The sequence below is a fragment of the Phaeobacter sp. NW0010-22 genome (assembly GCF_040365955.1).
Lineage (GTDB): Bacteria > Pseudomonadota > Alphaproteobacteria > Rhodobacterales > Rhodobacteraceae > OMPR01.
On sequence record NZ_BAABWT010000007.1, the window covers coordinates 61,675 to 85,366 of the forward strand.

Here is a 23,692-nt window from a genome sequence, read left to right on the forward strand (position 1 = left end):
GTCGCGATATAGCCAATTCATGGAGTCTGCCCCGTGGCCAAGCAACCGATGCTCAAATTCGTACAGATCGATCGCGACATGCCCCAGAAGCGTGATGCCACTGTACGCCGAGAAGATTTCAACGAAATATATGCTGAGTACGCAACCGCCAAGGCAGAAGAGCAGGCAAGCCGGTGCAGCCAATGTGGTGTTCCCTATTGTCAGAGCCACTGCCCGCTGCACAACAACATCCCCGACTGGTTGCACCTAACTGCAACAGGCCGGTTGGAAGAAGCGTATAAGGTGAGCCAAGCCACCAACACATTCCCCGAAATCTGTGGTCGCATTTGCCCGCAGGACCGTTTGTGCGAAGGCAACTGTGTGATTGAACAGTCGGGCCACGGCACAGTAACCATCGGTTCGGTCGAGAAATACATCACAGATACGGCGTGGGACAAAGGCTGGGTAAAACCTGTGTCGCCAGCCCAGGAACGTGCCGAAAGCGTTGGCATCATCGGCGGTGGACCCGGTGGGTTGGCGGCGGCGGACATGCTGCGCCAAGCCGGCATTCAAGTCACGGTATACGACCGTCACGACCGCGCTGGTGGTCTGCTGATGTACGGCATTCCAGGCTTTAAGCTGGAAAAAGACGTGGTTCAGCGCCGCAATGATCTGCTGGCTGAAGGTGGCGTAAAGTTCGTTCAAAACTGTGATGTGGATCCGGCCAAGTTTGCCGAAATCCGTGCCGCGCATGATGCGATCATCATTGCCACTGGTGTCTATAAATCGCGGGATCTGGAGATGCCGGGCAGCGGAGCCAAGGGCATTGAAAAGGCGATCGATTTCCTGACTGCGTCGAACAAAAAGAGCTTTGGTGACGAGGTTGCGGATTTCGACAATGGCCGTCTGAATGCTGATGGCAAAAAGGTTGTTGTCATTGGCGGCGGTGATACTGCCATGGACTGCGTTCGGACCTCGATCCGGCAGGGCGCGACCTCTGTAAAGTGTCTGTATCGTCGGGACCGGGCCAACATGCCGGGGTCGTTGCGCGAAACACAGAACGCCGAAGAAGAAGGTGTAATCTTTGAATGGCTGAGCGCCCCCAAAGGCTTTGTAGGCGACGGCAATGTCACCGGTGTGATGGTGCAGAAAATGCGGTTGGGTCAGCCCGACGCATCCGGTCGTCAGGCCCCCGAGGTGATTGAGGGCGCGGATTACGTCGAAGAGGCGGATCTGGTCATCAAAGCGCTGGGTTTTGAGCCTGAGGACCTGCCAACAATGTTCGGTCAGGCTGATTTGCCTGTGACCCGTTGGGGCACTGTTAAGGCGGAATTCTTGACCGGGGAAACCGAGATGGAAGGCGTTTATGCAGTTGGGGATATCGTGCGCGGTGCGTCGCTTGTGGTTTGGGCCATCAAGGATGGGCGCGACTGTGCTGAAGCAATCCTGGACAAGATAAATGCCAAGGCTGCAATCGCAGCAGAATAAGCCAAGACACCGGGGGGCACCATGCGTGCAGCCCCTGTGCACCCCCCGTACACCGCCGCAGCGCAACATTGGCGCCGCATCGCAGCCAAAGGGTCACAATCAATGACCCACCAGCCAAAGGACAGTTCGATGATTGCACGAGTGATGCTTGCTCTGATCGCCAGTTTAATGGGTTCACTGGCATGGGCACAGGAAACGATTGTGATCCCACAAGGGTGCACACCTTTGGCGACGGTTCATCAAACGGCCTGCAACGTGACCACATTGTTGACCTGTGGTGATGATCAACGTCAGGCTTTGTCTTACAAAAAGGGCAACCTGGATCAGGTTCATCTGTTTGATGCCAACTGGGGGTTGCAGGGCTTCTTGTATCAGGCCAACGCCGAAACCCGGTTTGATTTGAAGCCCGGCTTTGGGGAAACCTTTGTATTGGCGGATCTGATCAAGGACGGTGCGGACAGCGAAGACGGCATCATGTTGTTTTCAACACGCGTGGTTAAGAACCGAGAGTTCCTGTTGCGCGGGTCGTATGACCTGACCGGCGAAACCGTTGATCTGGACGGACATGTGTTTCGCAAGGGCACGTTGAGCCGTGAAATGGGGCGCGAAGGCATTGCTAGTAGCTGGTTGGGATTTGAATTCGATATTCTGGTGTCAGAAGAGTTGGATTTGTTCATCGAAGGATCCGTTGTGAACAAAGCAGAGGGTCGGGATGATTTTGAAATTTCCCAAGAGCCACAATCCATCCGATTTGAGGCCGACACAGGGTTTCTTGCGTCGATATCTGAATTCGGCTGTGACGGGTAAGGAGAGCTGTGATGACAGTACTGAACGGACAATGCATGTGCGGCGCGGTCAGCGTCACGGCGACCTCATCAAACGGTTCTATCGGCGCCTGTCACTGTGATCAGTGCCGCCGTTGGACCAGTTCGATGTTGATGACCTTTGCAGCGGAGCCGGGGTATGCGGCCTTGGGACCGGTCAAGACGCACAAATCATCGGATTGGGCCGAGCGCGCATTCTGCGAAGAGTGCGGATCGGCCTTGTGGTATCGGATGACCACACCGGGAGAGATGCACGGGCACACGCAGATGTCGGCGGGCCTATTTGAGAATGCGGGTGGTAACACCCTGAGACTGGAATTGTTTATCGACAAAAAGCCCGAAGGCTATGCGTTCGACGGGGAGCGGCGGCAAATGACAGAGGCAGACGTTGTTGCTGCATATGCGCCAACCCCGAATGAGGACGCGCAATGAGCCAGACAAAGACCGGCCATTGTATGTGCAGCTGTGTGAGCTTTGTTGCGCGCAACGTGCCCGAAACATTCGGGGCCTGTCATTGTGACATGTGCAAACGCTGGTCTGGCAATGTGTTCAATGGTGTTCCGGTACCGTCCGAAGATTTGCAGCTGAGTGGAGAGGGTCACATCAAGCGGATCCAAACCTCTGATTGGGCTGAACGCGCGATCTGTGCCGAATGCGGGTCACCGCTATGGTATCGGATCACTGCAGAAGGCCCCACAACGGGAACGACCAATCTGGCCCTTGGCCTGTTTGATGACACCAGCGACATGACGTTGGGATACGAATTTTTTGTGGATCGCAAAACATCAGCGAACGATCTGCCCAAAGACCGAAAACAGTTTACCGAAGCAGAAACTCTGGCGCTGTTTGCGCCTGAGGACGCCTCGCACGACCAAGGAGATAAGCAATGACCAAGTATGATGCAGAATGGGTAAAGGCCGAAGAAGCCAAGCGCACGTTTATGGCCGAAAACGGTCTCTATGCTGAGGAAGAAGAGCATTCGTCCTGTGGTGTGGGTCTGGTCGTGTCGGTTGACGGCAAGAAGAGCCGCAAAGTGGTTGAGGCCGGTATCGACGCGCTGAAAGCAATCTGGCACCGCGGTGCTGTTGATGCGGATGGCAAAACCGGCGATGGCGCGGGTATTCACGTGCAGATCCCGGTGTCGTTCTTTTACGACCAGATCAAGCGCACTGGCCACGAGCCGCGTCAGGATCAGTTGATGGCGGTGGGTCAGGTCTTCCTGCCCCGGACCGATTTTGGTGCGCAGGAAACTTGCCGGACCATTGTTGAGACCGAAGTGTTGCGGATGGGCTATTACATCTACGGCTGGCGTCATGTGCCAGTCGATGTGACCTGTCTGGGTGACAAAGCCAACGCGACCCGTCCTGAGATCGAGCAGATCCTGATTTCGAACTCCAAAGGCGTGGACGAAGACACGTTTGAGCGTGAGTTGTATGTGATCCGTCGTCGGATCGAAAAGGCGGCCAATGCGGCGCATGTGAATGGTTTGTATATCGCGTCGCTGTCGTGCCGGTCGATCATCTACAAGGGTATGATGCTGGCCGAACAGGTTGCGGTTTTCTATCCCGACCTGATGGACGAGCGGTTTGAAAGCGGGTTTGCTCTGTATCACCAGCGGTATTCGACAAATACTTTCCCACAGTGGTGGTTGGCGCAGCCATTCCGCATGTTGGCCCACAACGGCGAGATCAACACGCTGAAGGGCAACCTGAACTGGATGAAAAGCCACGAGATCCGCATGGCGTCGGCGTTTTTTGGCGATATGGCTGATGATATCAAACCCATCGTTGCAGGCGGATCATCGGATTCGGCGGCGTTGGACGCAGTGTTCGAAGTGATGGTGCGTGCGGGGCGGAATGCGCCGATGGCGAAAACCATGATGGTGCCCGAATCGTGGTCCAAGCAGGCGGTGGACCTGCCACAGCCGTGGATCGACATGTATTCGTACTGTAACTCGGTGATGGAACCGTGGGACGGCCCGGCTGCCTTGGCGATGACTGATGGTCGCTGGGTCTGTGCTGGTCTGGACCGGAATGGTCTGCGCCCGATGCGCTATGTTGTGACTGGTGACGGTCTGCTGATCGCGGGCTCTGAGGCGGGCATGGTGCCAATTGACGAAGCCACCGTGGTGGAAAAAGGCGCGCTGGGTCCGGGGCAGATGATTGCCGTGGATATGGCCGAAGGCAAATTGTTCCACGACACTGAGATCAAGGATCAATTGGCAGCGTCGCGTCCGTTTGGCGAGTGGGTCGGCAAGATCAACACCTTGGATGAGGCATTGAATCAGGTCACGGAAACCGCGCTGTTCAGCGGCGAGGCGCTGCGCAAGCGTCAGATTGCGGCCGGATATACCATCGAAGAGCTGGAACAGATCCTGTCGCCCATGGCCGAAGATGGGAAGGAAAGCCTGGCTTCGATGGGGGATGACACCCCGTCGGCGGTTCTGTCCAAGATGTACCGCCCGCTGAGCCACTTCTTCCGCCAGAACTTTAGCCAGGTCACAAACCCGCCGATCGATTCGTTGCGTGAATACCGGGTGATGTCGTTGAAGACACGGTTTGGGAACCTGAAAAACGTGTTGGACGAAGACAGCAGTCAGACCGAGATCTTGGTGCTGGAAAGCCCCTTTGTTGGCAATGCGCAGTGGGAAAAGCTGGCAGAGAATTTCAACGCCACGCTAGCTGAAATCGACTGTAGTTTTGAACCCGGCCCCGGTGCGCTGGGCGTGGCCTTGGCGCGGATTCGCTCTGAGGCAGAGGATGCCGTGCGCTCGGGCGCCGGTCATCTGGTGCTGACGGATCAGTATTCGGGCGAAGGTCGTGTGGCGATGCCGATGATCTTGGCGACCAGCGCGGTGCACTCGCATCTGACACGCAAAGGGTTGCGGACCTTCTGTTCGTTGAACGTGCGGGCGGCGGAATGCATTGATCCGCATTACTTTGCCGTGCTGATCGGCTGTGGTGCGACCGTGGTAAACGCCTATTTGGCCGAAGATTCGATTGCGGATCGTATTGAGCGCGGCCTGCTGGATGGCACGTTGACTGAAAACATCGCGCGCTATCGTGAGGCGATCAATCAGGGTCTGCTTAAGATCATGGCCAAGATGGGGATTTCGGTGATCTCGTCCTATCGTGGTGGTCTGAACTTTGAGGCCGTGGGCCTGTCGCGCGCGATGTGTGCGGAATTCTTCCCCGGGATGACCAGCCGTATTTCCGGGATCGGTGTGACCGGCATTCAGACCAAAGCCGAAGAAGTACACGCCAAGGCTTGGGTTGATGGTCTGGACGTGTTGCCAATTGGTGGTTTTTACAAAGCACGCAAATCTGGCGAAACCCACGCGTGGGAAGCCACATCCATGCACATGATGCAGATGGCCTGTAACCGTGCCTCTTACGAGATGTGGAAGCAGTATTCGGCCAAGATGCAGAGCAATCCGCCGATCCATTTGCGTGATTTGCTGGACATCAAACCGCTGGGTCAGTCCGTGAACATCGAAGAGGTGGAAAGCATCACCTCGATCCGGAAACGGTTTGTGACTCCGGGCATGTCGTTGGGGGCATTGTCGCCTGAGGCGCACAAGACCCTGAACGTCGCGATGAACCGGATTGGTGCGAAATCAGACAGTGGTGAAGGCGGCGAAGATCCGGCGCATTTCCACCCTGAGCCCAATGGCGACAACCCATCCGCCAAGATCAAGCAGGTCGCATCGGGTCGGTTTGGCGTTACTGCCGAATACCTGAACCAGTGCGAAGAGCTGGAGATCAAAGTCGCGCAGGGCGCCAAGCCCGGCGAAGGTGGCCAGCTGCCCGGCATGAAGGTCACCGACCTGATTGCGCGCCTGCGTCATTCGACCAAAGGTGTGACCCTGATCTCGCCGCCACCACACCACGATATTTACTCGATCGAGGATCTGGCGCAGTTGATCTATGACCTGAAACAGATCAACCCGCGCTGTAAGGTGACCGTGAAACTGGTTGCGTCCAGCGGTGTTGGCACGATTGCTGCCGGTGTGGCCAAGGCCAAGGCGGACGTGATCCTGATTTCGGGTCACAATGGCGGTACGGGCGCATCGCCTGCAACCTCGATCAAATACGCAGGTCTGCCGTGGGAGATGGGCCTGACCGAGGCGCATCAGGTTCTGGCTATGAACAACCTGCGGGAACGTGTCACGCTGCGGACTGATGGTGGTTTGCGCACCGGTCGGGACATTGTGATTGCTGCGATGCTGGGGGCCGAAGAATACGGTATCGGTACGGCTGCGTTGATCGCGATGGGCTGTATCATGGTCCGTCAGTGTCAGTCCAACACCTGTCCGGTTGGTGTGTGTACACAAGACGAAGCGCTGCGCGGTAAGTTTACTGGCAACGCGGATAAGGTTGTGAATTTGATCACCTTCTACGCGCAAGAAGTGCGCGAATTGCTGGCCTCAATCGGGGCACGTAGCTTAGATGATGTGATCGGGCGTGCGGATCTGTTGGCGCAGGTTTCACGGGGTTCCGCGCATCTGGATGATCTGGATCTGAATCCGCTGTTGATTACCGTCGATGGGTCTGCGGACATCGTTTATGACCGCACCAAGGCGCGCAATGTTGTGCCTGATACGTTGGACGCGGAAATCGTGCGCGATGCGGCGCGGTTCTTGGAAGATGGCGAAAAGATGCAGCTGTCGTATGCGGTTCAGAATACTGACCGGACCGTGGGCACGCGCACTTCTAGCCACATCGTGCGCAATTTCGGCATGCGCAACTCGCTGCAAGAGGATCATCTGACGGTGAAATTGCAAGGCTCTGCGGGTCAGTCATTGGGCGCATTTGCGGCTCCGGGGCTCAAGCTCGAAGTGTCGGGCGATGCCAATGATTATGTCGGGAAGGGTCTGTCAGGCGGTACCATTGTGGTACGTCCTGCGCAGGTCAGCCCGTTGGTTGCGGCCAACAACACCATCATCGGCAACACGGTCCTGTATGGGGCGACCGATGGCTATCTGTTCGCAGCTGGTCGCGCGGGTGAGCGGTTTGCGGTGCGGAATTCGGGAGCCAAAGTGGTGATCGAGGGCTGTGGCGCGTCGGGATGTGAATACATGACCGGCGGGATCGCGGTGATCTTGGGTGAGATTGGGGCCAACTTTGGCGCGGGCATGACCGGCGGCATGGCTTATATCTATGACCCGGAGGGCAAGGCCGAGATGCTGATGAACATGGAAACCTTGGTGACGTGCCCCGTGACTGTGGCCCATTGGGAAGACCAGCTTAAAGGTCTGATCGAGCGGCATCTGGACGAAACCGGCAGCCGTAAAGCCGCGGATATCCTGCAGCATTGGGATCTGGAAAAGGGTCATTTCCTGCAGATCTGCCCCAAGGAAATGCTGGTCCATCTGAAAGCGCCGCTGAGTGTGGAAGAGACTGCGGTTCCTGCTGAATAAGGTACAGTTTTAGACATTTAAAAGGCCCCGTTCGCGTTGATCGAGCGGGGCCTTTTTCTTGGGTTAGTGCAATTGCACCCCGGCGCGGCGCAAGATGAGGTTGAGCTGATCAAAGCTGCCTTTGGCACCGTTGGTTTCGATGCGGGCAAAGAATTGATCCAGCTCGCCATGGGCGCGAATGGCCTGATCCACCGACGGGTCAGACCCTTCGGCATAGAGACCCGCCTTGATCATCACTTCGGATTGTTCATAGGCCCCGAGCAGACGTCGAGCGTTTGAGATCATCTGGTTTTCGGTATCAGTGGCCGCAGCGGGCAGGCTGCGCGAGACAGAGCGGCTGACGTCAATGGCGGGGTAGCGACCGCGTTCGGCAATGTCGCGATCCAACACGATGTGACCGTCCAAAACGCCGCGGAGGATGTCTGCGACGGGTTCATCCATGTCTGAACCGGCGACCAGAACGCTGAACACGGCGGTGATGTCGCCTTGATCCTCGGTCCCGGGACCGGCGCGTTCGCATAGGCCGGTGATCAGCGGTGTGACTGACGGTGGATACCCTCGCAGGGCTGGGGCTTCGCCCATGGCGACGGAAATTTCGCGGTGTGCCTCGGCAAAGCGGGTGATCGAGTCGGCCAAAAACAGGACATTCATCCCCTCATCACGCAGCGTTTCGGCAGCCGCCATGGCAGCCCAGGCGCAGCGGCGGCGCACCAAAGCCGATTGATCCGAGGTGGCGGCAACAACGATGGCGCGTTCCATCCCGTTGGGCCCCAGTGTTTTTTCGACGAATTCGTTCACCTCGCGCCCGCGTTCCCCAATCAGGGCCACAACCACAGCATCGGCTTGCATGGTTTTCGCCAACCCCGCCATCAGGCTGGATTTCCCAACGCCGGACCCGGCAAACAGCCCTACGCGCTGGCCCTGCACGATGGGGAGCATGGTGTTCAGCACGGCCAACCCGGTCTCCATCCGTTCGCCCAAAGGTTTGCGTGTGACGGCAGGCGGTGGCGATTGCATCAGGTCGCGGGGCAAGTTGCCGCGCAAAAGTGGCCTGCCATCCAATGGGCGACCAAAGGGATCAACGACTCGGCCCAACCAATGGCTACCCGGCGCGAATCCCGGTGCCTGTCGCAAAATGACCCGGCTGCCGACGGACACGCCTTCGGGTGCAGAATCAGGCAACATATTCACAAGGTCCTGATCGACCTGAAGGGTTTCGCCAATCAGGGGCGGGCCAAAATTTCTATGCAATTCAAGCTGATCGCCAATTTTTGCTTGCTGGGCGAGGCCCTGAATTTGGATCATTCCGTTTTTAACACCGACCACGCGACCGATGTGGCGCACAAGGCTTGCGGCGTCGAGTTCGGCCTTAAGGGACAGAGGATTGAGGGCAGACATCGGGATTCTCCACAAATTTCTTGAAAACAGTTTTTAAAGGAATCGGGGTTAAGCCTTGGTTGAAATCAATCGAGGGAGAAGCCCCGATGTTCTCTGACTTGAACGTCTTTAAGATGGCGTACGCCATGGCAACACATGCAGGAAAACGGCAATCCGTCGTTTCCCAAAACATGGCGAATGCCGATACGCCTGGATATCAGGCTCGCGAGATCGAGCCGTTTGCCAGCACCTATTTGCAAGAGCGTCCGCGTGCCGGAATGCAGTCCACCCGTGCCGGGCATCTGAATGGTCTGCAAAGTGGGCAGATGCAGTGGGCCGAATACACGCCCAACTTGCCCAGCGATCCCAACAACAACAGCGTCTCGGTCGAAGAGGAGATGCTAAAAGGTGTCGAGGTCAAGCGTCAGCATGACCGCGCGTTGGCGATCTACAAATCATCAATGAAACTGCTGCGCGCCAGCATCAACGCGTCCTGAGGAGCAGCCTGATGAGCGATTTTGGAAATTCACTAAACGTTTCAGCGAGTGCACTGCGGGCTCAAGCCACGCGTCTGCGCCACGTCTCGGAAAACCTGTCGAATGCGGACACGCCCGGATACCGCCGGAAAACGGTTCCGTTTGAGGCTGTGCGCGAGGGGATGAATGGCACCACCACAGTGCAGACCGGCAAGGTCAATTTGGACCGCAGCGACCTGACACGCATTTATGACCCGGCACATCCGATGGCCGATGCCAGTGGTCATTTCGAGGGATCCAATGTGGATCTGATGATCGAGATCGCGGACGCGCGCGAAGCGCAGCGAAGCTACGAGGCCAATCTCAAAATGTTCGATCAGGCACGGCAAATGTCGTCGTCCCTGATGGATCTTCTACGTAAATAAAGGAAACCAGAATGGATATCCGCTCTCTCTCAGCTGCACAAAGCTATACTTCGGCCCGCTCGGCCACCCAAGTTGACCCCACCCACGAAGGGGTGACAGCAGGTCTGCGCAACACGTTTCATGATTTCGCGACGACCCTACAACAGGGTGAACAAGCCGCGCAGGCCGCAATGGTGGGCAAGGCCGATCCACATGCTTTGGTGCAAGCGTTGGCGCAGACAGAACTGGCGGTCGAGACCGCCGTCACTGTGCGGAATAAGGTGGTCGAGGCCTACCAAGAAATCCTGCGGATGCCGGTCTGATCCATGCTGAGCGAAGGTCTGTTTTATGACACTCTGCGTCAGGCGTTGTGGATTGCGGTCATCATCTCAATCCCGATTCTGACGGTTGCACTGGTCACGGGTCTGACGGTCGGTTTGTTTCAGGCCCTGACATCGATTCAGGAAATGACGCTGACGTTTGTGCCCAAATTGGCCGCGATCATCATCGTGTTCTGGGTGTCGATGGGGTTCATGACGCAGACCCTCGTGTCGTTCTTTCAAACCACAATCATTCCTATAATTTCCGGAGGTTTCTAATGGAATCAGCGAGTTATGCGACCCTTTCACGCCAGTCCGGATTGATGAATGAAATCCGGGTGGTGGCCAACAATATCGCCAACGCAAGTACTACAGGGTATCGCCAAGAGGGGTTGGTTTTTTCCGAGTACATCCAAGAGGCGCGCAACCAACCGTCTTTGTCGATGGCGAGGGCCGAGGTGCGCAATACCAACTTGCAGCAAGGCGTTCTGAACCAGACCAATGCCAAGTTCGATTTGGCGATCGAGGGCGAAGGTTTCTTTATGCTGGATACGGATTCGGGCGATCGATTGACCCGCGCGGGCAGTTTCACACCTGATGCTGCTGGCAATCTGGTCAACCTGTCAGGCTATCGTGTGATGGACAGCAATGGAGCGGCGATCTTTGTGCCACCCGATGCACGGACAATTCATATCGCCAGTGACGGAACCATCAGCGCTGATGGACGGTTGATCGGGCAGGTTGGGGTGTTCAGGCCCAACAATCCCGGCGGCATGATCCGCGAAGGTGGCGTTATGTTTCGCGCCGAGGATGGGGTTGAAGCGACCGCTGAGGCCAAAGTGATGCAAGGGTTTTTAGAAGGGTCGAACGTGAATGCCATCGAGCAGGTGTCGCGTTTGGTCGAAATCCAGCGGGCCTATGAGCTGGGGCAGAGTTTCCTGAAAACCGAAGATGAGCGCATCCGAAATGCGGTCAAGAACTTGATGCGTTAACCCACAGAGAGAAGGAGGCACCATATGCGTGCTCTGAAAATTGCCGCCACCGGCATGACGGCCCAACAGCTGCGGGTCGAAACGATTTCGAACAACCTCGCGAATATGAACACCACTGGGTACAATGCCCGGCGGGCTGAATTTGCCGATTTGCATTATCAACAGATGTCCCGCGCCGGGACGGTGAATGCGGCGGATGGCACGGTGTTGCCGACCGGTGTGCAGTTGGGGCTTGGGGTGCGTCCGGCGGCCATTTCGATGCATTTGGCGCAGGGGGCGATGTCTGAAACCGGCAGCGATCTGGACGTTGCCATCGAAGGACGCGGCTATCTGGAGGTCACCTTGCCGTCTGGGCAGTCGGCCTATTCCCGCGATGGCAGCCTGAAGCGGTCTGCCGAGGGGCTGGTGGTTACGTCAGACGGGTTCACGGTGGCCCCTGAAATCACCATTCCCAGTGATGCGCGACAGATCTCGATCAACCCTGCGGGTGAGGTCTATGCCTATTTTGATGACAATTCCGAAGGGCAATTGTTGGGGCAATTCACGCTGGCCAGTTTTTCCAATGCCAAAGGGTTAGAGGCAATTGGCAGCAATATGTTCAAGGAAACCGAAGCATCGGGCGCCCCTGTGGTGGCAACCCCGGGCGAGGACGGTTTGGGCACCTTGCGACAGGGGTATCTGGAAGACAGTTCGGTGGACGCGGTGCGCGAAGTGACCGAGTTGATCGAGGCGCAACGTGGCTATGAAATGAATGCGAAGGTGATTTCAGCAGTGGACCAGATGATGAGCGCCACCACGCAGGTCCGCTGATGAAACGGGTGTTTCTTTCCTTACTGTTGTGTCTTGCGGTGCCTGCTTGGGCCGAAATACTGGTGCCTGCGCGGACGATCCGGGCCAAACAAATCATCTCGGCCGAAGATGTTGTGCTAAAAACGGCGACCGTCGATGGCGCGATTGCGGATCTGGCCGATGTGGTCGGGCAAGAGGCCCGTGTTGCGCTGTACCCCGGGCGCCCCATTCGATTCGGCGATGTCGGTCCTCCGGCCATCATCGGCAGGAACGATCTGGTGACCCTTATTTTCGATCGCGGCGGCTTGAGCATTTCAACCGAAGGACGCGCCTTGGGGCGTGGATCTGAGGGGGATGTAATCCGCGCGATGAACCTGACTTCTCGTTCAACAGTCACAGGCCGTATCCGGTCAGATGGCGCAATTGAGGTGCATTGATGAAAATTGCTTATTCCCAAACCCTTCTGATCACCTTGTTTGCCATAAGTGCATGTGGACGGTTGGATCATCTAGGCAAGCCGCCAAGCTTTACCCCAACAACAGAATCGCCCGAGCAGGTTGCCATGTTGTGGCCCGGTCTGCCGTTGCACAGCCAGCCGCAGCGATCCGTGGATCAGGCATCGTTGTGGAGCGCCGGTCAGGGGTCTCTGTTGGGCGATCGGCGCGCAATTAAGAAGGGTGACATCATGACCGTGGTGATTGAAATCGACGAAAAGGCCGAGATTTCAAATGACACTGCCCGCTCGCGTGTCGGATCCGAGAGTTTGGGTGTGCCCAACCTGTTTGGGGTTCCTCAGCGGATCGACGAAAGCCTGCCTGCCGGGGCCAGTATGGCCGATGCGGTAGAGATTGATTCAACTAGCAAAACCGCGGGCAAAGGGTCGGTGAAACGCAAGGAAAAGCTGACGCTGCGGGTGGCTGCGACGGTGGTGGATGTTCTGCCCAATGGGGTTTTGTCGATTTCGGGTTCACAAGAGCTGCGGGTGAATTTCGAATTGCGAGAGCTGTTGGTGTCCGGATTTGTGCGCCCCGAAGATATCTCGCGTCAGAACGAAATCACCTATGACAAGATCGCGTCGGCGCGTGTGTCTTATGGTGGACGTGGTCAGATCACCGACGTTCAGCAACCCCGTTATGGCCAGCAGGTGCTAGACACCATTCTGCCGTTCTAAGGACAAAGGCATGAAAAAGTTACTCCCAATTGTTTTCCTTTTAGTTGGCCTTAGTGCAGGCGTCGGGGCGGGTGTCATGATGGGCGGCAAGCCGCCCGAGGTGCCCGAAGGAGACCAAAGCCATGAGGACGCCGAACTCGACGCGGCGGAGCACGAGACAAAGGCTGAAGCATCTCATGAAGATGTGACAGAGAATGATTACCTGAGATTGACCAAACAGTTCGTGGTGCCGCTTGTGGCGCAGGATCGAGTGGAGGGTTTGGTCACGGTGTCTCTGAGTTTGGAGGCAACGCCGGGCAACAGTGATGCGTTCTATGCCAAGGAGCCAAAGCTGCGGGATGCTTTTCTGCAGGTGCTTTTTGATCACGCAAATATGGGGGGTTTCAACGGTGCATTCACGCGCCCGGAAAACCTAGAGGTGTTGCGTGGGGCTTTGTCCGAAGTGGCAAAGCGGGAAATGGGGGATGAAATCCACGGTGTGCTCATTTCAGACATCGCGCGACAAGATACGCACTGATCCGCCGATTATGAGAGCCAACAAAAGGACGTGCCCTGAGGGGCGCGTCCTTTTGTTATTTCAGGGCACTACTCAGAAGGGTTTCTTGCATCTTACGGCGGCGGCGTACAGCGGCGGCCTGTCGGGCGGATTTGTCTAACGATTGGAGCGCCTCTTTGCGGCCAAAAGCCACGCGAACCTTGTCCATTTCCTGCAACCGTCGCGCGCGCGCATGCGCCAATTTGTGCATCAGTTGCTCGCGGGTTTGCGCGGCCCATTTTTGCCAGGCCACGTCCGCCCCGATATTCGCTAGGGCATGGCCGGTTTCCAAGGTTTGATTTGCCTGTACTGTTTGGTCATCCAGCTGCTGGAGACGGCGTTGCGCCTGCGCCTCGGCTTCGAGCGCGGCCTGGATTTTCTGAAATTCACGCAGATATTGCGCTTCGGCGATCTGGTTCAGTTGAAAGAGTGCGTTTGCCTGTTTCATATCTGGGACTTTGCCTTGAGCCGCATTGCTTCGGCAAACCGGATCGCGGCGGCTACAGCGCGGAACTGGTCTTCGAGGATTTCCTCACCGATCTCGACACTGGCATGCAACGCCCGAGCGGTGGGGGGATCGGAATGGATCGGCACGCCGGCCTCTTGTGCTGATTTTCGAATGGCGGCGGCAATTTCATCAACACCCTTGGCGACACAGACCGGTGCGGTGCCCGGTGTGCGGGCCCATTTGAGCGCGACGGCATAGTGGGTCGGATTAACAATAATCACATCTGCATCCGGGACATCCGCCATCATTTGATTCATTGCGATTTGCTGCCCGCGCTGACGCCGCTGATTTTTCATATGCGGATCGCCTTCGGAATCTTTGGTTTCATCTTGAATTTCTTTGCGAGACATCCGGTTTTTGCGCTGATGCTCGTGATATTGCCACAGGTAATCGATACCCCCGATGACAAGCGAAATTGCCACCACGATGAACAGAAACCGGATCAACAAGGTCATCATCAGCGTGGCGGACAGTCGCAAATCAACACTGCTGGACGCCACGATGTCTGGCAGATTTGCCCGCAGAAACAGGCCGAGACAAAACGAATAAATCAGGAGCTTTGAAAAGCTTTTGGCGAATTCGAACAAACCGGAGCGTCCGAATTTGTTCTTTGCATTTGATATAATGGACAGCCGCGACAGCTTGGGTTTCAGTTTCGTGGGGGCCACAACGAAGGCCCGTTGCGCTATGATCGTTATAATGACCGCAAAGGCGGGGAGGACAAAGATCGGGGATAAGGACAGCGCGATTTGGGCAAAAAACCCTCCAAAAGGCGCGCTGGGGGATCCATCGAAAACCAGATCAGAGATCTGATCGGATTGATCAATCAGTATCATCAGCGCAGTGCCAAAATCGAAAATCCCCGATTGGCCCGCAATGATGAGGCCCAGAACAAGGCCGGCATATCCTGCAACCACCGACAGGTCAGCCGATTTGGCAATTTCGCCTTTTTCGCGGGCTTTTCGGAGTTTCTCTGGCGTTGGGTCAAATGACTTATCGGTATCGTCGTCATTGCTCATGGAATTAACCCAAGAGGATCCTGGAAAAATCCAAACAGGGCGTCTGCCCAGACAGACAGCATGACCGGAAAGGAGACCAGAAGCATGAGCATGCCGCCCATGGTAATGGCCGGCGCACCCACAAAGCTGACCATCAATTGCGGCATGGCCCTGTTGATGACGCCAAGTGTCAAGTTGTAGATCAGCGAGATGATCAAGAAGGGAGCGGCCAATCCGACTGCAAACCCAAAGGCATCGGCAATGCGGCGCACGCCCCAATAGGACAAATCAGGGGCGGCAGGCACTGTTCCCATTGGAAGCAGTTGATAGCTGAGGATCAGGAATTCAGCGACCCGCACGTGCAAGCCTGCGGCAACGGCGAGTGCTAGGGCTGCCATAACGAGAACATACCCCATCGCGGGAATTGGTTCGACCGCAGCACCGCCCAGAATTTGCGAAAGCGAGGTCGATTGCGCAGCAACAGATCCCGCGGTTTGTAAGGCAAGGATGAACAGCCGTACCCCAATTCCAAAGGCGAGGCCGATCAGGATCTCGGTCAACACGAGCCCTGCAAATTGGGTAAGATCGGGAGACGTTGATGCCGGTTGGACGGCAGGGGAAATGATCAGCGTAAAGGCGCTCGCTACAGCAAGCTTCACCCGTACGGGCAGGGTGCGTTCGCCAAAGGCGGGCAGCAACGAGGACATCGCCGACACCCGGAGAAACACCAAAAAGACGCCGATGACTTCGGCGGACAGCGTTTCAATCAATCCGGGCGGCAGTTGGATCATGCAGCAACCATCCCGACCAATGCGGGATGTGCTTCGATGCCGATTTCTTCGAACGAGAGGACAGGGTTGGAAATCCCACGGGCGCGCATGATCGTGCGCAGGAAGCGTCGGCGCCTGCTTGAGGTGACAAGGGCCGGGAACAAGCCCTGTTCCGCAGTCAGTGACAATCGATCAGAGATGCCATTGGTCAACCGATTGAACACATCCGGAGGCAGTGCGATATCAAGACCGCCCTGCACCCCATCGATTTGGTAGCTGAGGAAGGTTTCCTCCCATTCAGGTGCGAGCTGGACCAAAGGAATGCTGCCATCTTCACGCTTCATCTCTGCAACCAGTTGGAACCCCAATCGTTGCCGGACTTGTTCACAAATGGCTTCGGGATTGGTGACAGTCAGACGGGCCTCGGCGATGGTTTCCAGGATCAGGGGCATGTTTCGGATCGAAACCCGTTCATCCAAGAGTAGGCGTAAGACCGAGTGTAGGGTGTCGATCGGAACCTTGTCAGGGATCAGCTCGTCCAACAGCTTTCGGTTTGCCTCGGCACGCGCAGGGTCGCTGAGCTGTGTGAGTTCAGACAGCAATCGGCGCAGGGATTTTAGCGTCAACAAGCGGCCAAAGTTTTGTTTGATTACTTCGAGCAGGTGAGTGGCGAGGATTTCCGGAGGGGACACCAATGTCGCCCCTGACAGGGCGGCATCTTCTTGGTCTTTGGGGGTAATCCAGCGCGCAGGTGCGCCGTAAACTGGTTCGGTTACATCGGTTCCTGAAGGCAGGATATCGGGTCCGTCTGGCATCAGTGCTAGGATCAGATCGGGGTGTAAAACGCCCCGGACCTGTTCCACGCCCTGGACCCGGATCAGATAGGTCCCGGTGGGCAATTCGGCCTGATCGGTGAGTCGAATATCGGGCAGGATCAACCCAAAGGCCGAGGCCACGTGGGTCCGCATATTAGCAATGCGGGCATCCAGTCCAGTGCCGGGATCCAGAACCATGCCAACGAGGTCTGGTGCAAATTCAAGGTGCACATCATCAAGGTCGAGGATATCGCCCAAGGCGCGCGAACTGGGATGATCGGAGGGAGCGTCGTCGGGCATCTCTTCTTGAGCGGCGCGTTCCAACGCCCGCATATGGACGTAGTAGGAGGCCCCGCCCAATGTGATCGCGCCAATAATAAAGGGAATAAAGGGCAACCCGGGAACCAAGGCAAACAACGCCATCAGAATGGCAACGGTGCCAAGTGCGGCAGGGTGGCGACCAAGTTGATCGAAAATGGCGGTGTCCGTTGCGCCGTGTGTCCCCCCGCGCGCCAGGAGCAGCGCAGAGGCAATGGAAATGATCACAGCTGGGATTTGCGAGACCAATCCATCCCCGACCGTGAGAATAGCATAGGTTTCGAACGCCGCGCCGATTGGCATTTGATGGACAACGATACCCATGATCAAGCCCATCACGAGGTTCAACAATGTGATCAACAGGCCGGCAATGGCGTCGCCTTTTACAAATTTTGATGCGCCATCAAGCGAGCCGAAAAAGGTTGTTTCTTGTTGTTCAGTCTCGCGGCGGTCCCGTGCTTGGTTGTGATCAATTGCGCCCGCAGACATATCTGCATCGATGGCCATCTGTTTGCCCGGCATTGCGTCCAGGGCAAAGCGTGCGCCGACCTCGGCCATTCGGGTCGCGCCTTTGTTTATCACCATGAAATTGACGATCAGCAGGACGCCAAAAACTACGAGCCCTAGGAAAACGCTGCCGCCCATGACGAATTGTGCGAATCCTTCGATCACGTTGCCGGCTGCATTTGGACCAGTGTGGCCTTGGCCGATGATCAACTTGGTTGAGGACACGTTGAGCGACAGGCGCAACATGAGCGAGGCGAGCAAGATTGTTGGGAACGCGGAAAAATCCAAGGGGCGTTCGATAAACAGGGTCACTGTGAAAATCAGGACCGCGAGGGCAAAAGAGGCGGCAAGGCCAACATCTAAAATCCACGCAGGCACCGGCAGGATCATCATGACAATGACCGCCATCAGCGCCAAAGCCAGCAGGATTGTTGGGTTGAACAGAGATTGGGCCGAAATTCTGGGCATTTGGGGCTACTTCATCCGGAACAGGGAAGGTCGACCCTTTGTCTGGGTCAGGGGAACAAGAGAGGCGTGCGTGCTTTGACCCGCCCCAATCAGCGGGGCTGTGCTGTGCAACAGAATTGAACCGCCTTGGGCCACCCGCATATCGCTTTGGGGCTGCGCAGGGGAGGTGTTGAGCTGTTGGCGCACCTGTTCGTATTTGCTCAGGTAGATGTCAGACAGGGATTCCGTGCGCGAATGATAGGCCCCAACTGCTTTGGTCCAGCTGCCATGTTCGCGGAACAGCTTATTCAGGAATTTCGCCGCGTATTCACTGTTCAATGTGGGGTCGAACATGTCGTCAATTGATGAAAATTCTTTGGCGTGCCAACGATAATTGACCTGGAAACAGCCCACATCGAAGCTGCGCTTGCCTTCTTTGAAGGCTTTGAAAACATAGGACATCGCCGTGTCTTTGGACTTAAACCAAAGGCCCTTGCCCTCCATGTTTACGGTCCAAGGCCAAGGCTCCAATCCGGTGTCGGTTGAGCGTCCGGTTTCAACTCTTGTGATCGCGAGCATCACATCTGTGGGAATGTCGAATTGTTGCGCGGCTTTGGTGGCGGCAGAATCGCATATCCTGTTTGCTGACCGTGCAACATTCGGGACCAGAGACAGCACAGCAAGTGCCACTGTGAGGGTCACAATGCGGCTTGAGTGCTTGCCTTGATTCTCAGGGGGATCAAGTTTACCGATCGGCCAGTAGTGCATTCTGCGACTCCGGTGTAAGTATTTATAAAGCAACGACTAAGTGCGCTTTATTGACATTTGGTAAGCAATTGCTCTGAACCATGCGTAAACAATATTTTATTCAAGAACCGCCAGCAGATCAGAGACATTCCCCCGGGTATTTTCACTGTCTTTGAGCAGGGCGCGCGCCTGTTCTAACGGTGCCAGCCCGCCCCAATCGTCTTCGGATTTCAGTTTTGTGGCGACGGTGGCCAAGATCGGATATTCTGACTGGGTTTCTTCCGGTATTTGGTCCCAGGTGTTGGACAACCAGAAATTTCGGGCAGCCTGATCCGGATCTCCTGCGGCCAACAGTTCCTCGCCTGCTTTTTGGAGATTTCCATTCAATTCTAAGGCACGAGCGCGGAGCTGTGCGGCCTCAGGACCAGTGATATCCAGCAATTCCAGTAAGGCGCGATGGGGGCGGCGTATCTGTAGGGAAGCTTTGGCACGCAACAGGCGTTGTTGTTTCCCGATGTGGCGGGAATTCAATCTATCGAGTACCTCCAGAGCAGATTCTGCGAACCCCAGTTCAATCAACCGTTCCGCCACCATGCTGCGGCTTTCAATCGTGACATGTTTGGACCTGACATCGGTTTCGTGCAGTGCATGCCGCAGGAACGTTACATCGTCGGCGCGGTCAGACAGCAATTGCAGTAATCGATTAAGGGTTTGGATCCCCTCGGGGCTCATTGTGGCGGGTTCATCCGTCGTGTCGGGATCGAACGCTTTGTCAAAATCCCCGGCCAGGCCGAGGGCCAACAGATGTGCATTGCGCAGAGCCGGACCAATGTCGGCTTTTCGGTATTCTAGTGAAAAAGCAGCCGCCAGTTCTGATTCTTTTGCCGATACGCTGGTCTGGGTTTCCCACGCCTTTTCAATGACCGCTATGAGAGCTTTGGGAGCCTGCTCAGAGTCTGACGGGGCATATATGACCTCTTTGAGTTTTGCATCATAGGAGACCGCGTCACCGTCCAAATTGGCGAGTTTGGCTTCGACCATTTTCACCGCAGGAGCCTCGGTTTTTCCGCTTCGGGTGATCGCCCTTAAAATAGCTTTGGCCGAGGCTTTATGGCCAGCGTCTGCCAATCTTTCACTGATCCGCGGGCCGAGGTATGTGCGCAAATGGGACGGGAGCCGGGAAAAGGCTTGTTGCAAGGCCTTTGTCGCCAGTTTTGAATCCACATCGGGCTCAGATAAAAGCGCCCACAATGCCACGTCTTGGGTGCAATGTTGCTGACCGCCAAACGGATTTACGGAGCCAATAGAACCATTGTCCAGAATGTGCCCTAAGGCTACTAAAGAGGGGTAATCAGCAGCTAAACCCGGATCCAATTGCAAGATGACAATTGCCTCTGCACCAAAGCCAAAATGCAGATAGAATTTGGCCAGTTGCAGAGCGGTGGCCTGATCAACGGTATCGAATTCCCGGAATAACTTGGACCTCAAGGTACTGATGTGTTCGGACAGCGCCTGATCACTGCCCCAGTTGCCGATATCCAACTCATCAGATGGATGACAGTCCGTGGGTTCTGTGCTCCCTTGCGACAAGGACAAAGCAGACCCAAGATCACGATCTATCACTGTGGTCACCGCATAGTTTTTGGGTGTGAGCGCAGTTGCAGAGGGTGTGGGGGCTTGGTCCAGAACCAACTGTGCCAAACGCGGGTCACTTGGAATGTCACTGACCAATAGTTCTTGCTGCACAGCGCGGCCAAGTTCTGACAGTAAGCGTTCTTCAGTCAGGGAATTGTGCTGAAGGGGGGCCGCAGGCACGGTTCCGGGGGTGGGCAGACGAAGGGTTGGATCATCTTGCACCTCTCGGGTTTGAATGCGGCTGATCCGGCCGGCTCTTTCGCTGATCAAGGACAGAGGTTCTGCAACTTGCGCGATGGCATTTTCCGGCCTGGACTTGATATCCACAACCAAAAGATTCCGCGCATCAACAAACGCCGCTGCCTCGCAATCACAGGAAAACGTCATGTTCAGGCCGTTGTCACCCTCGTCTTGAATGCCGGCGAGCCGGTTGTTCCCAATGCGGGAAAACACCTTACTGACATCGAATTTAAGCTTGGGATTGGCCAGTTTCAGTTGCGCTGTATTTTTAGCGTTTTCAAGGGTATACTCTGTACCAACCGGGATTTTGATGACCAATCGTGTAAATGTGTCGTGCTCTCCTGATCGCACGTTGAGCGTCTGAGCGGGCAGGGTCGCCGCCCAGACCCCAAAGAGCAGAGAAAATCCAGCCAGCCACTTCATGCGACATCCTGTTTCACAGTTTTCAAGGCTTCTTCGAGATCAGCGAAGCTAGGACGAATGTGGGCCGGTGTGTTTTGACGACCAACTTCGATACAGATTGAGGCCGAATGCTGATGCAGGTTTGCGACCAGAACTTCGCGGATCAAATGATAGAAATGGCTATCCTCTTCAACAACCGATTTGACCTTGGATGCAAAGGGGCCAACCAAGCCATAGGCGAGGAAAACACCCAAAAACGTACCAACCAAGGCACCGCCAATCAGCCTTCCCAAAACTTCGGGGGGTTGATCGATTGAGCCCATGGTTTTGATCACGCCCAAAACCGCGGCAACAATGCCCAGAGCAGGCAGGCCATCTGCGACTGTTTGCAGTGCGTGGCTGGAGTGCAGGGCATGGTGCAAATTGGCATCCATCCGTTTTTCCAGAACCTCCTCGACCTGATGGGGGTCGTCATAGTTCATCGAAGCCGATCGCATCGTGTCGCAAATTAACTCGACCGCTTCCCGGTCCTTTAGAATCTTGGGGTATTTTGAGAACAGGCTGGAACCATCTGGATCTTCTATGTGTTGTTCAATCTCGATTGGATTTGCGCGCGCAATTCGGATCAGCGCAAACAACAAACATAACAGATCTTGGTAATCCGCAGGCTTCCATTTTGAGCCTTTGAAAACTTTGCCAAGGTCTTTGGTGGTGTGTTTGATTCCACCCATGTCATTGCTGATCAAAAAGGCCCCAACGGCGGCGCCTCCGATCATCATCATTTCAAACGGAAGGGTTTTGAAAATAATCGCCATCTTGCCACCGGCAGCAAGATACCCACCGAAAACCATGACGAAGATCACTACGATTCCGACAATTCCTATCATCTTCTATCTCCGATTTCTCATGGTCAATTCTTGGGGACTGATGCGTTTCGACCGGCCAAAACCACACTGATTGTATAGGCGACAGTGGGGCTGAGACCGGCCATGATCTGGGCTGCTGCCTCGGGTCGCATACGCGCCAAAAATCCGGCTGCGAATCTTGAATCCATTTCTTCGAACAAAGCGGCGGATTCCTTTGGTTTCATCTTTTCGTAAACTTTGGTCAGACGGGTTAAATCGTCTTCGGCAGCGACGTCTGCCAAGGCCAAAGTCTTACGCAGTTTCTGTTCAGCTTCGGTTAATGCCGCGAGTTTTCTTTCCAAAGCTTCATCTGCAATTTCCAAGGCTATTCGTCTGTCTTCAAACTCTTTCTCTCGCATTTCAAGGGCACGTTCACGCTCTTGAAACAGGGTTAAAAGATGCTGAAATTCGGCAGAAGAGGTCCGGGTCCCTGGCGTGTTTTCGGGCTGCGTTTCAGCCTGCATCGCTTCATCGCTGGTTCCTTTCGCAAATGCGGGTCCCGCCTCAAGCGAGATGCGGATGACCGCAGACGTCAGCATTAGCCCGGCAATCAGCAACAGCGTGCTGCTTCGCGGTTGCAGTCGCCGCTTGGGTGTCTTGGTTGTGCTCATTATGCGGCCCCAGCCTGGGACCGGTCGTGGCGAACAAACATAACACCTGATTGCTTAGGTGGTGGTGACGGTATTCCAGCTTCGACCGGGATTTCTTTTTCGGGTTCAACTGCTGGAGCAGAGGGTGGTGTGGGGGGCACCGTTTCTGGCACATCGTGCATTGATGCCATCATCAGCTCTAGGCGCTGCGCCACCGATTCAGCCTTGTCCGTCAATTCGCTCAGGGCTGTATTCGAGGTTGTTGACGAGTCCCGTGCCGCAGCCAGTGTTTTTGTCAGATCATCAACTTGCGCTGACAACACCGCAACGGCCCCACCGACGCCCTTTTCAAGATCATTGAATCGCTTCAGCCGCTGTGCCAGCACAAAGCAATACATGCCGGCACCTAGTGCACCCGCGACCAGAAGAATATCTGCAATAAGTTCCATAGTTTTCTCCTAGTTCAAGACAAATTCCATGACCAAAAGGTCACGGACATTGCCTTCTCCTGCCACGAGGCTGACTCGGCGCAACATTTGCCCCCGCAGGCGGGCAAGTGATTTTGGGTCCCGTAGATCTGACAACTCAAGCGCGCGCAGATATCCATTCAACACATCTATGATCCGTGGGGTGATTTTTTCCACGTTGGAAGCCGCGGATGAAGCAACTTCAAGTTGAGCGTGAAATCGCAGATGACGAAGGTCACCGCCCCCTGTGAGTGAGATCATGATGGGAGGGAGGTCGACAAACGCGATGTCCTGAGCCGCTGTCGTCGCCATGGCTGAGCCATGCGAATCTGGGTCTTTATTGTCTGCCTTCGTGGCGTGACTTTCCCCTAAAGGAATCAACCCGGAAATGGTGGCATAATAGCCGCCGCCAGCGCCCGCCAACGCCAAGCCCAGACCCAAGAAAAGACCAGTTTTACTGGATTTCTGGGGCTCTAATTCGTCTTCTATTGTGGCATCGGTCATTCTGCGCCTCTTCAAACGTCATGCATCATTCCTAACACCGCAGGGACTAACTAATTATTAAGCCA

General features: G+C 55.7%; 25 protein-coding genes. 14 read left to right on the forward strand and 11 right to left on the reverse strand.

Annotated elements, in window-relative coordinates:
• The first annotated feature begins 33 nt into the window (after positions 1-33).
• From ABWV33_RS15590 to gltB, 5 genes are read left to right on the forward strand one after another with little or no spacing between them, the layout of a single operon-like run.
• Complete coding sequence (locus ABWV33_RS15590; RefSeq protein WP_353332078.1) at positions 34-1,467, forward strand: NAD(P)-dependent oxidoreductase; 1,434 nt, start codon at positions 34-36, stop codon at positions 1,465-1,467.
• Positions 1,468-1,488: 21 nt separating this feature from the next.
• Positions 1,489-2,274 carry a hypothetical protein gene (locus ABWV33_RS15595; protein WP_353332080.1) on the forward strand — a complete coding sequence of 262 codons (786 nt, stop codon included), beginning with the start codon at positions 1,489-1,491 and terminating at the stop codon, positions 2,272-2,274.
• An 11-nt stretch (positions 2,275-2,285) separates the two neighbouring features.
• Positions 2,286-2,723 (forward strand): GFA family protein, encoded by a 438-nt coding sequence (locus tag ABWV33_RS15600; RefSeq protein WP_353332082.1) that lies wholly within the window; start codon positions 2,286-2,288, stop codon positions 2,721-2,723.
• On the forward strand, positions 2,720-3,181 hold the full coding sequence (locus ABWV33_RS15605; RefSeq protein WP_353332084.1) for a GFA family protein: 462 nt from the start codon (positions 2,720-2,722) through the stop codon (positions 3,179-3,181). Before ABWV33_RS15600 ends, ABWV33_RS15605 begins: the two co-directional genes overlap by 4 nt.
• Complete coding sequence (gene gltB / locus ABWV33_RS15610) at positions 3,178-7,710, forward strand: glutamate synthase large subunit (protein WP_353332086.1); 4,533 nt, start codon at positions 3,178-3,180, stop codon at positions 7,708-7,710. Before ABWV33_RS15605 ends, gltB begins: the two co-directional genes overlap by 4 nt.
• 63 nt (positions 7,711-7,773) lie before the next feature.
• On the opposite strand, the gene ABWV33_RS15615 is transcribed toward gltB, so the two are convergent.
• Positions 7,774-9,108, reverse strand: coding sequence for a FliI/YscN family ATPase (locus ABWV33_RS15615; RefSeq protein WP_353332088.1), 1,335 nt, complete (start codon positions 9,106-9,108; stop codon positions 7,774-7,776).
• Between the two features lie 86 nt (positions 9,109-9,194).
• Here ABWV33_RS15615 and ABWV33_RS15620 point away from each other — a divergent pair, with 86 nt between their 5' ends.
• From ABWV33_RS15620 to ABWV33_RS15660, 9 genes are read left to right on the forward strand one after another with little or no spacing between them, the layout of a single operon-like run.
• Positions 9,195-9,584 (forward strand): FlgB family protein, encoded by a 390-nt coding sequence (locus tag ABWV33_RS15620; RefSeq protein ID WP_113823762.1) that lies wholly within the window; start codon positions 9,195-9,197, stop codon positions 9,582-9,584.
• 11 nt (positions 9,585-9,595) lie between these two features.
• Complete coding sequence (gene flgC, locus ABWV33_RS15625; protein ID WP_113823552.1) at positions 9,596-9,988, forward strand: flagellar basal body rod protein FlgC; 393 nt, start codon at positions 9,596-9,598, stop codon at positions 9,986-9,988.
• A gap of 11 nt (positions 9,989-9,999) precedes the next feature.
• Positions 10,000-10,290: a flagellar hook-basal body complex protein FliE gene (fliE, locus tag ABWV33_RS15630; RefSeq protein ID WP_113823553.1), complete on the forward strand. Its 291-nt coding sequence runs from the start codon at positions 10,000-10,002 to the stop codon at positions 10,288-10,290.
• A gap of 3 nt (positions 10,291-10,293) precedes the next feature.
• Positions 10,294-10,566: a flagellar biosynthetic protein FliQ gene (locus ABWV33_RS15635; protein ID WP_113823554.1), complete on the forward strand. Its 273-nt coding sequence runs from the start codon at positions 10,294-10,296 to the stop codon at positions 10,564-10,566.
• Complete coding sequence (locus tag ABWV33_RS15640; RefSeq protein WP_353332091.1) at positions 10,566-11,279, forward strand: flagellar hook-basal body complex protein; 714 nt, start codon at positions 10,566-10,568, stop codon at positions 11,277-11,279. The genes ABWV33_RS15635 and ABWV33_RS15640 overlap by 1 nt, the downstream gene beginning before the upstream one ends.
• A 24-nt stretch (positions 11,280-11,303) precedes the next feature.
• Entirely contained in the window at positions 11,304-12,089 is a 786-nt protein-coding gene (gene flgG / locus ABWV33_RS15645) for a flagellar basal-body rod protein FlgG (RefSeq protein WP_113823556.1), read from the forward strand.
• Positions 12,089-12,505, forward strand: a complete 417-nt coding sequence (gene flgA, locus ABWV33_RS15650; protein ID WP_353332093.1) for a flagellar basal body P-ring formation chaperone FlgA — start codon at positions 12,089-12,091, stop codon at positions 12,503-12,505. Before flgG ends, flgA begins: the two co-directional genes overlap by 1 nt.
• A complete protein-coding gene (flgH, locus tag ABWV33_RS15655; protein WP_113823558.1) occupies positions 12,505-13,239 on the forward strand; it encodes a flagellar basal body L-ring protein FlgH in 735 nt (244 codons plus the stop codon). Before flgA ends, flgH begins: the two co-directional genes overlap by 1 nt.
• A gap of 10 nt (positions 13,240-13,249) precedes the next feature.
• Positions 13,250-13,756, forward strand: a complete 507-nt coding sequence (locus ABWV33_RS15660; RefSeq protein WP_353332096.1) for a flagellar basal body-associated FliL family protein — start codon at positions 13,250-13,252, stop codon at positions 13,754-13,756.
• A gap of 55 nt (positions 13,757-13,811) precedes the next feature.
• Here ABWV33_RS15660 and ABWV33_RS15665 read toward each other — a convergent pair whose 3' ends face one another.
• The 10 genes from ABWV33_RS15665 to ABWV33_RS15710 form a co-directional block, all read right to left on the reverse strand.
• The gene (locus tag ABWV33_RS15665; protein ID WP_353332098.1) at positions 13,812-14,222 is read right to left on the reverse strand and encodes a hypothetical protein; all 411 of its coding nucleotides are present in this window, start codon (positions 14,220-14,222) and stop codon (positions 13,812-13,814) included.
• Positions 14,219-15,301 carry a flagellar type III secretion system protein FlhB gene (gene flhB / locus ABWV33_RS15670; RefSeq protein ID WP_113823561.1) on the reverse strand — a complete coding sequence of 361 codons (1,083 nt, stop codon included), beginning with the start codon at positions 15,299-15,301 and terminating at the stop codon, positions 14,219-14,221. Before flhB ends, ABWV33_RS15665 begins: the two co-directional genes overlap by 4 nt.
• Positions 15,298-16,071: a flagellar biosynthetic protein FliR gene (locus tag ABWV33_RS15675; protein WP_353332100.1), complete on the reverse strand. Its 774-nt coding sequence runs from the start codon at positions 16,069-16,071 to the stop codon at positions 15,298-15,300. Before ABWV33_RS15675 ends, flhB begins: the two co-directional genes overlap by 4 nt.
• Positions 16,068-18,158, reverse strand: coding sequence for a flagellar biosynthesis protein FlhA (flhA, locus tag ABWV33_RS15680; RefSeq protein WP_353332102.1), 2,091 nt, complete (start codon positions 18,156-18,158; stop codon positions 16,068-16,070). The genes ABWV33_RS15675 and flhA overlap by 4 nt, the downstream gene beginning before the upstream one ends.
• Positions 18,159-18,164: 6 nt before the next feature.
• Entirely contained in the window at positions 18,165-18,905 is a 741-nt protein-coding gene (locus ABWV33_RS15685) for a transglycosylase SLT domain-containing protein (RefSeq protein ID WP_353332104.1), read from the reverse strand.
• Positions 18,906-19,001: 96 nt separating this feature from the next.
• Entirely contained in the window at positions 19,002-21,182 is a 2,181-nt protein-coding gene (locus ABWV33_RS15690) for a hypothetical protein (protein WP_353332106.1), read from the reverse strand.
• Entirely contained in the window at positions 21,179-22,048 is an 870-nt protein-coding gene (gene motA / locus ABWV33_RS15695) for a flagellar motor stator protein MotA (RefSeq protein ID WP_113823566.1), read from the reverse strand. The genes ABWV33_RS15690 and motA overlap by 4 nt, the downstream gene beginning before the upstream one ends.
• A 23-nt stretch (positions 22,049-22,071) precedes the next feature.
• Entirely contained in the window at positions 22,072-22,677 is a 606-nt protein-coding gene (locus tag ABWV33_RS15700) for a MotE family protein (protein WP_353332108.1), read from the reverse strand.
• Positions 22,677-23,105, reverse strand: a complete 429-nt coding sequence (locus tag ABWV33_RS15705) for a hypothetical protein (RefSeq protein ID WP_113823568.1) — start codon at positions 23,103-23,105, stop codon at positions 22,677-22,679. Before ABWV33_RS15705 ends, ABWV33_RS15700 begins: the two co-directional genes overlap by 1 nt.
• Positions 23,106-23,114: 9 nt before the next feature.
• A complete protein-coding gene (locus ABWV33_RS15710) occupies positions 23,115-23,627 on the reverse strand; it encodes a flagellar basal body-associated FliL family protein (protein ID WP_113823569.1) in 513 nt (170 codons plus the stop codon).
• Positions 23,628-23,692 lie beyond the last annotated feature (65 nt).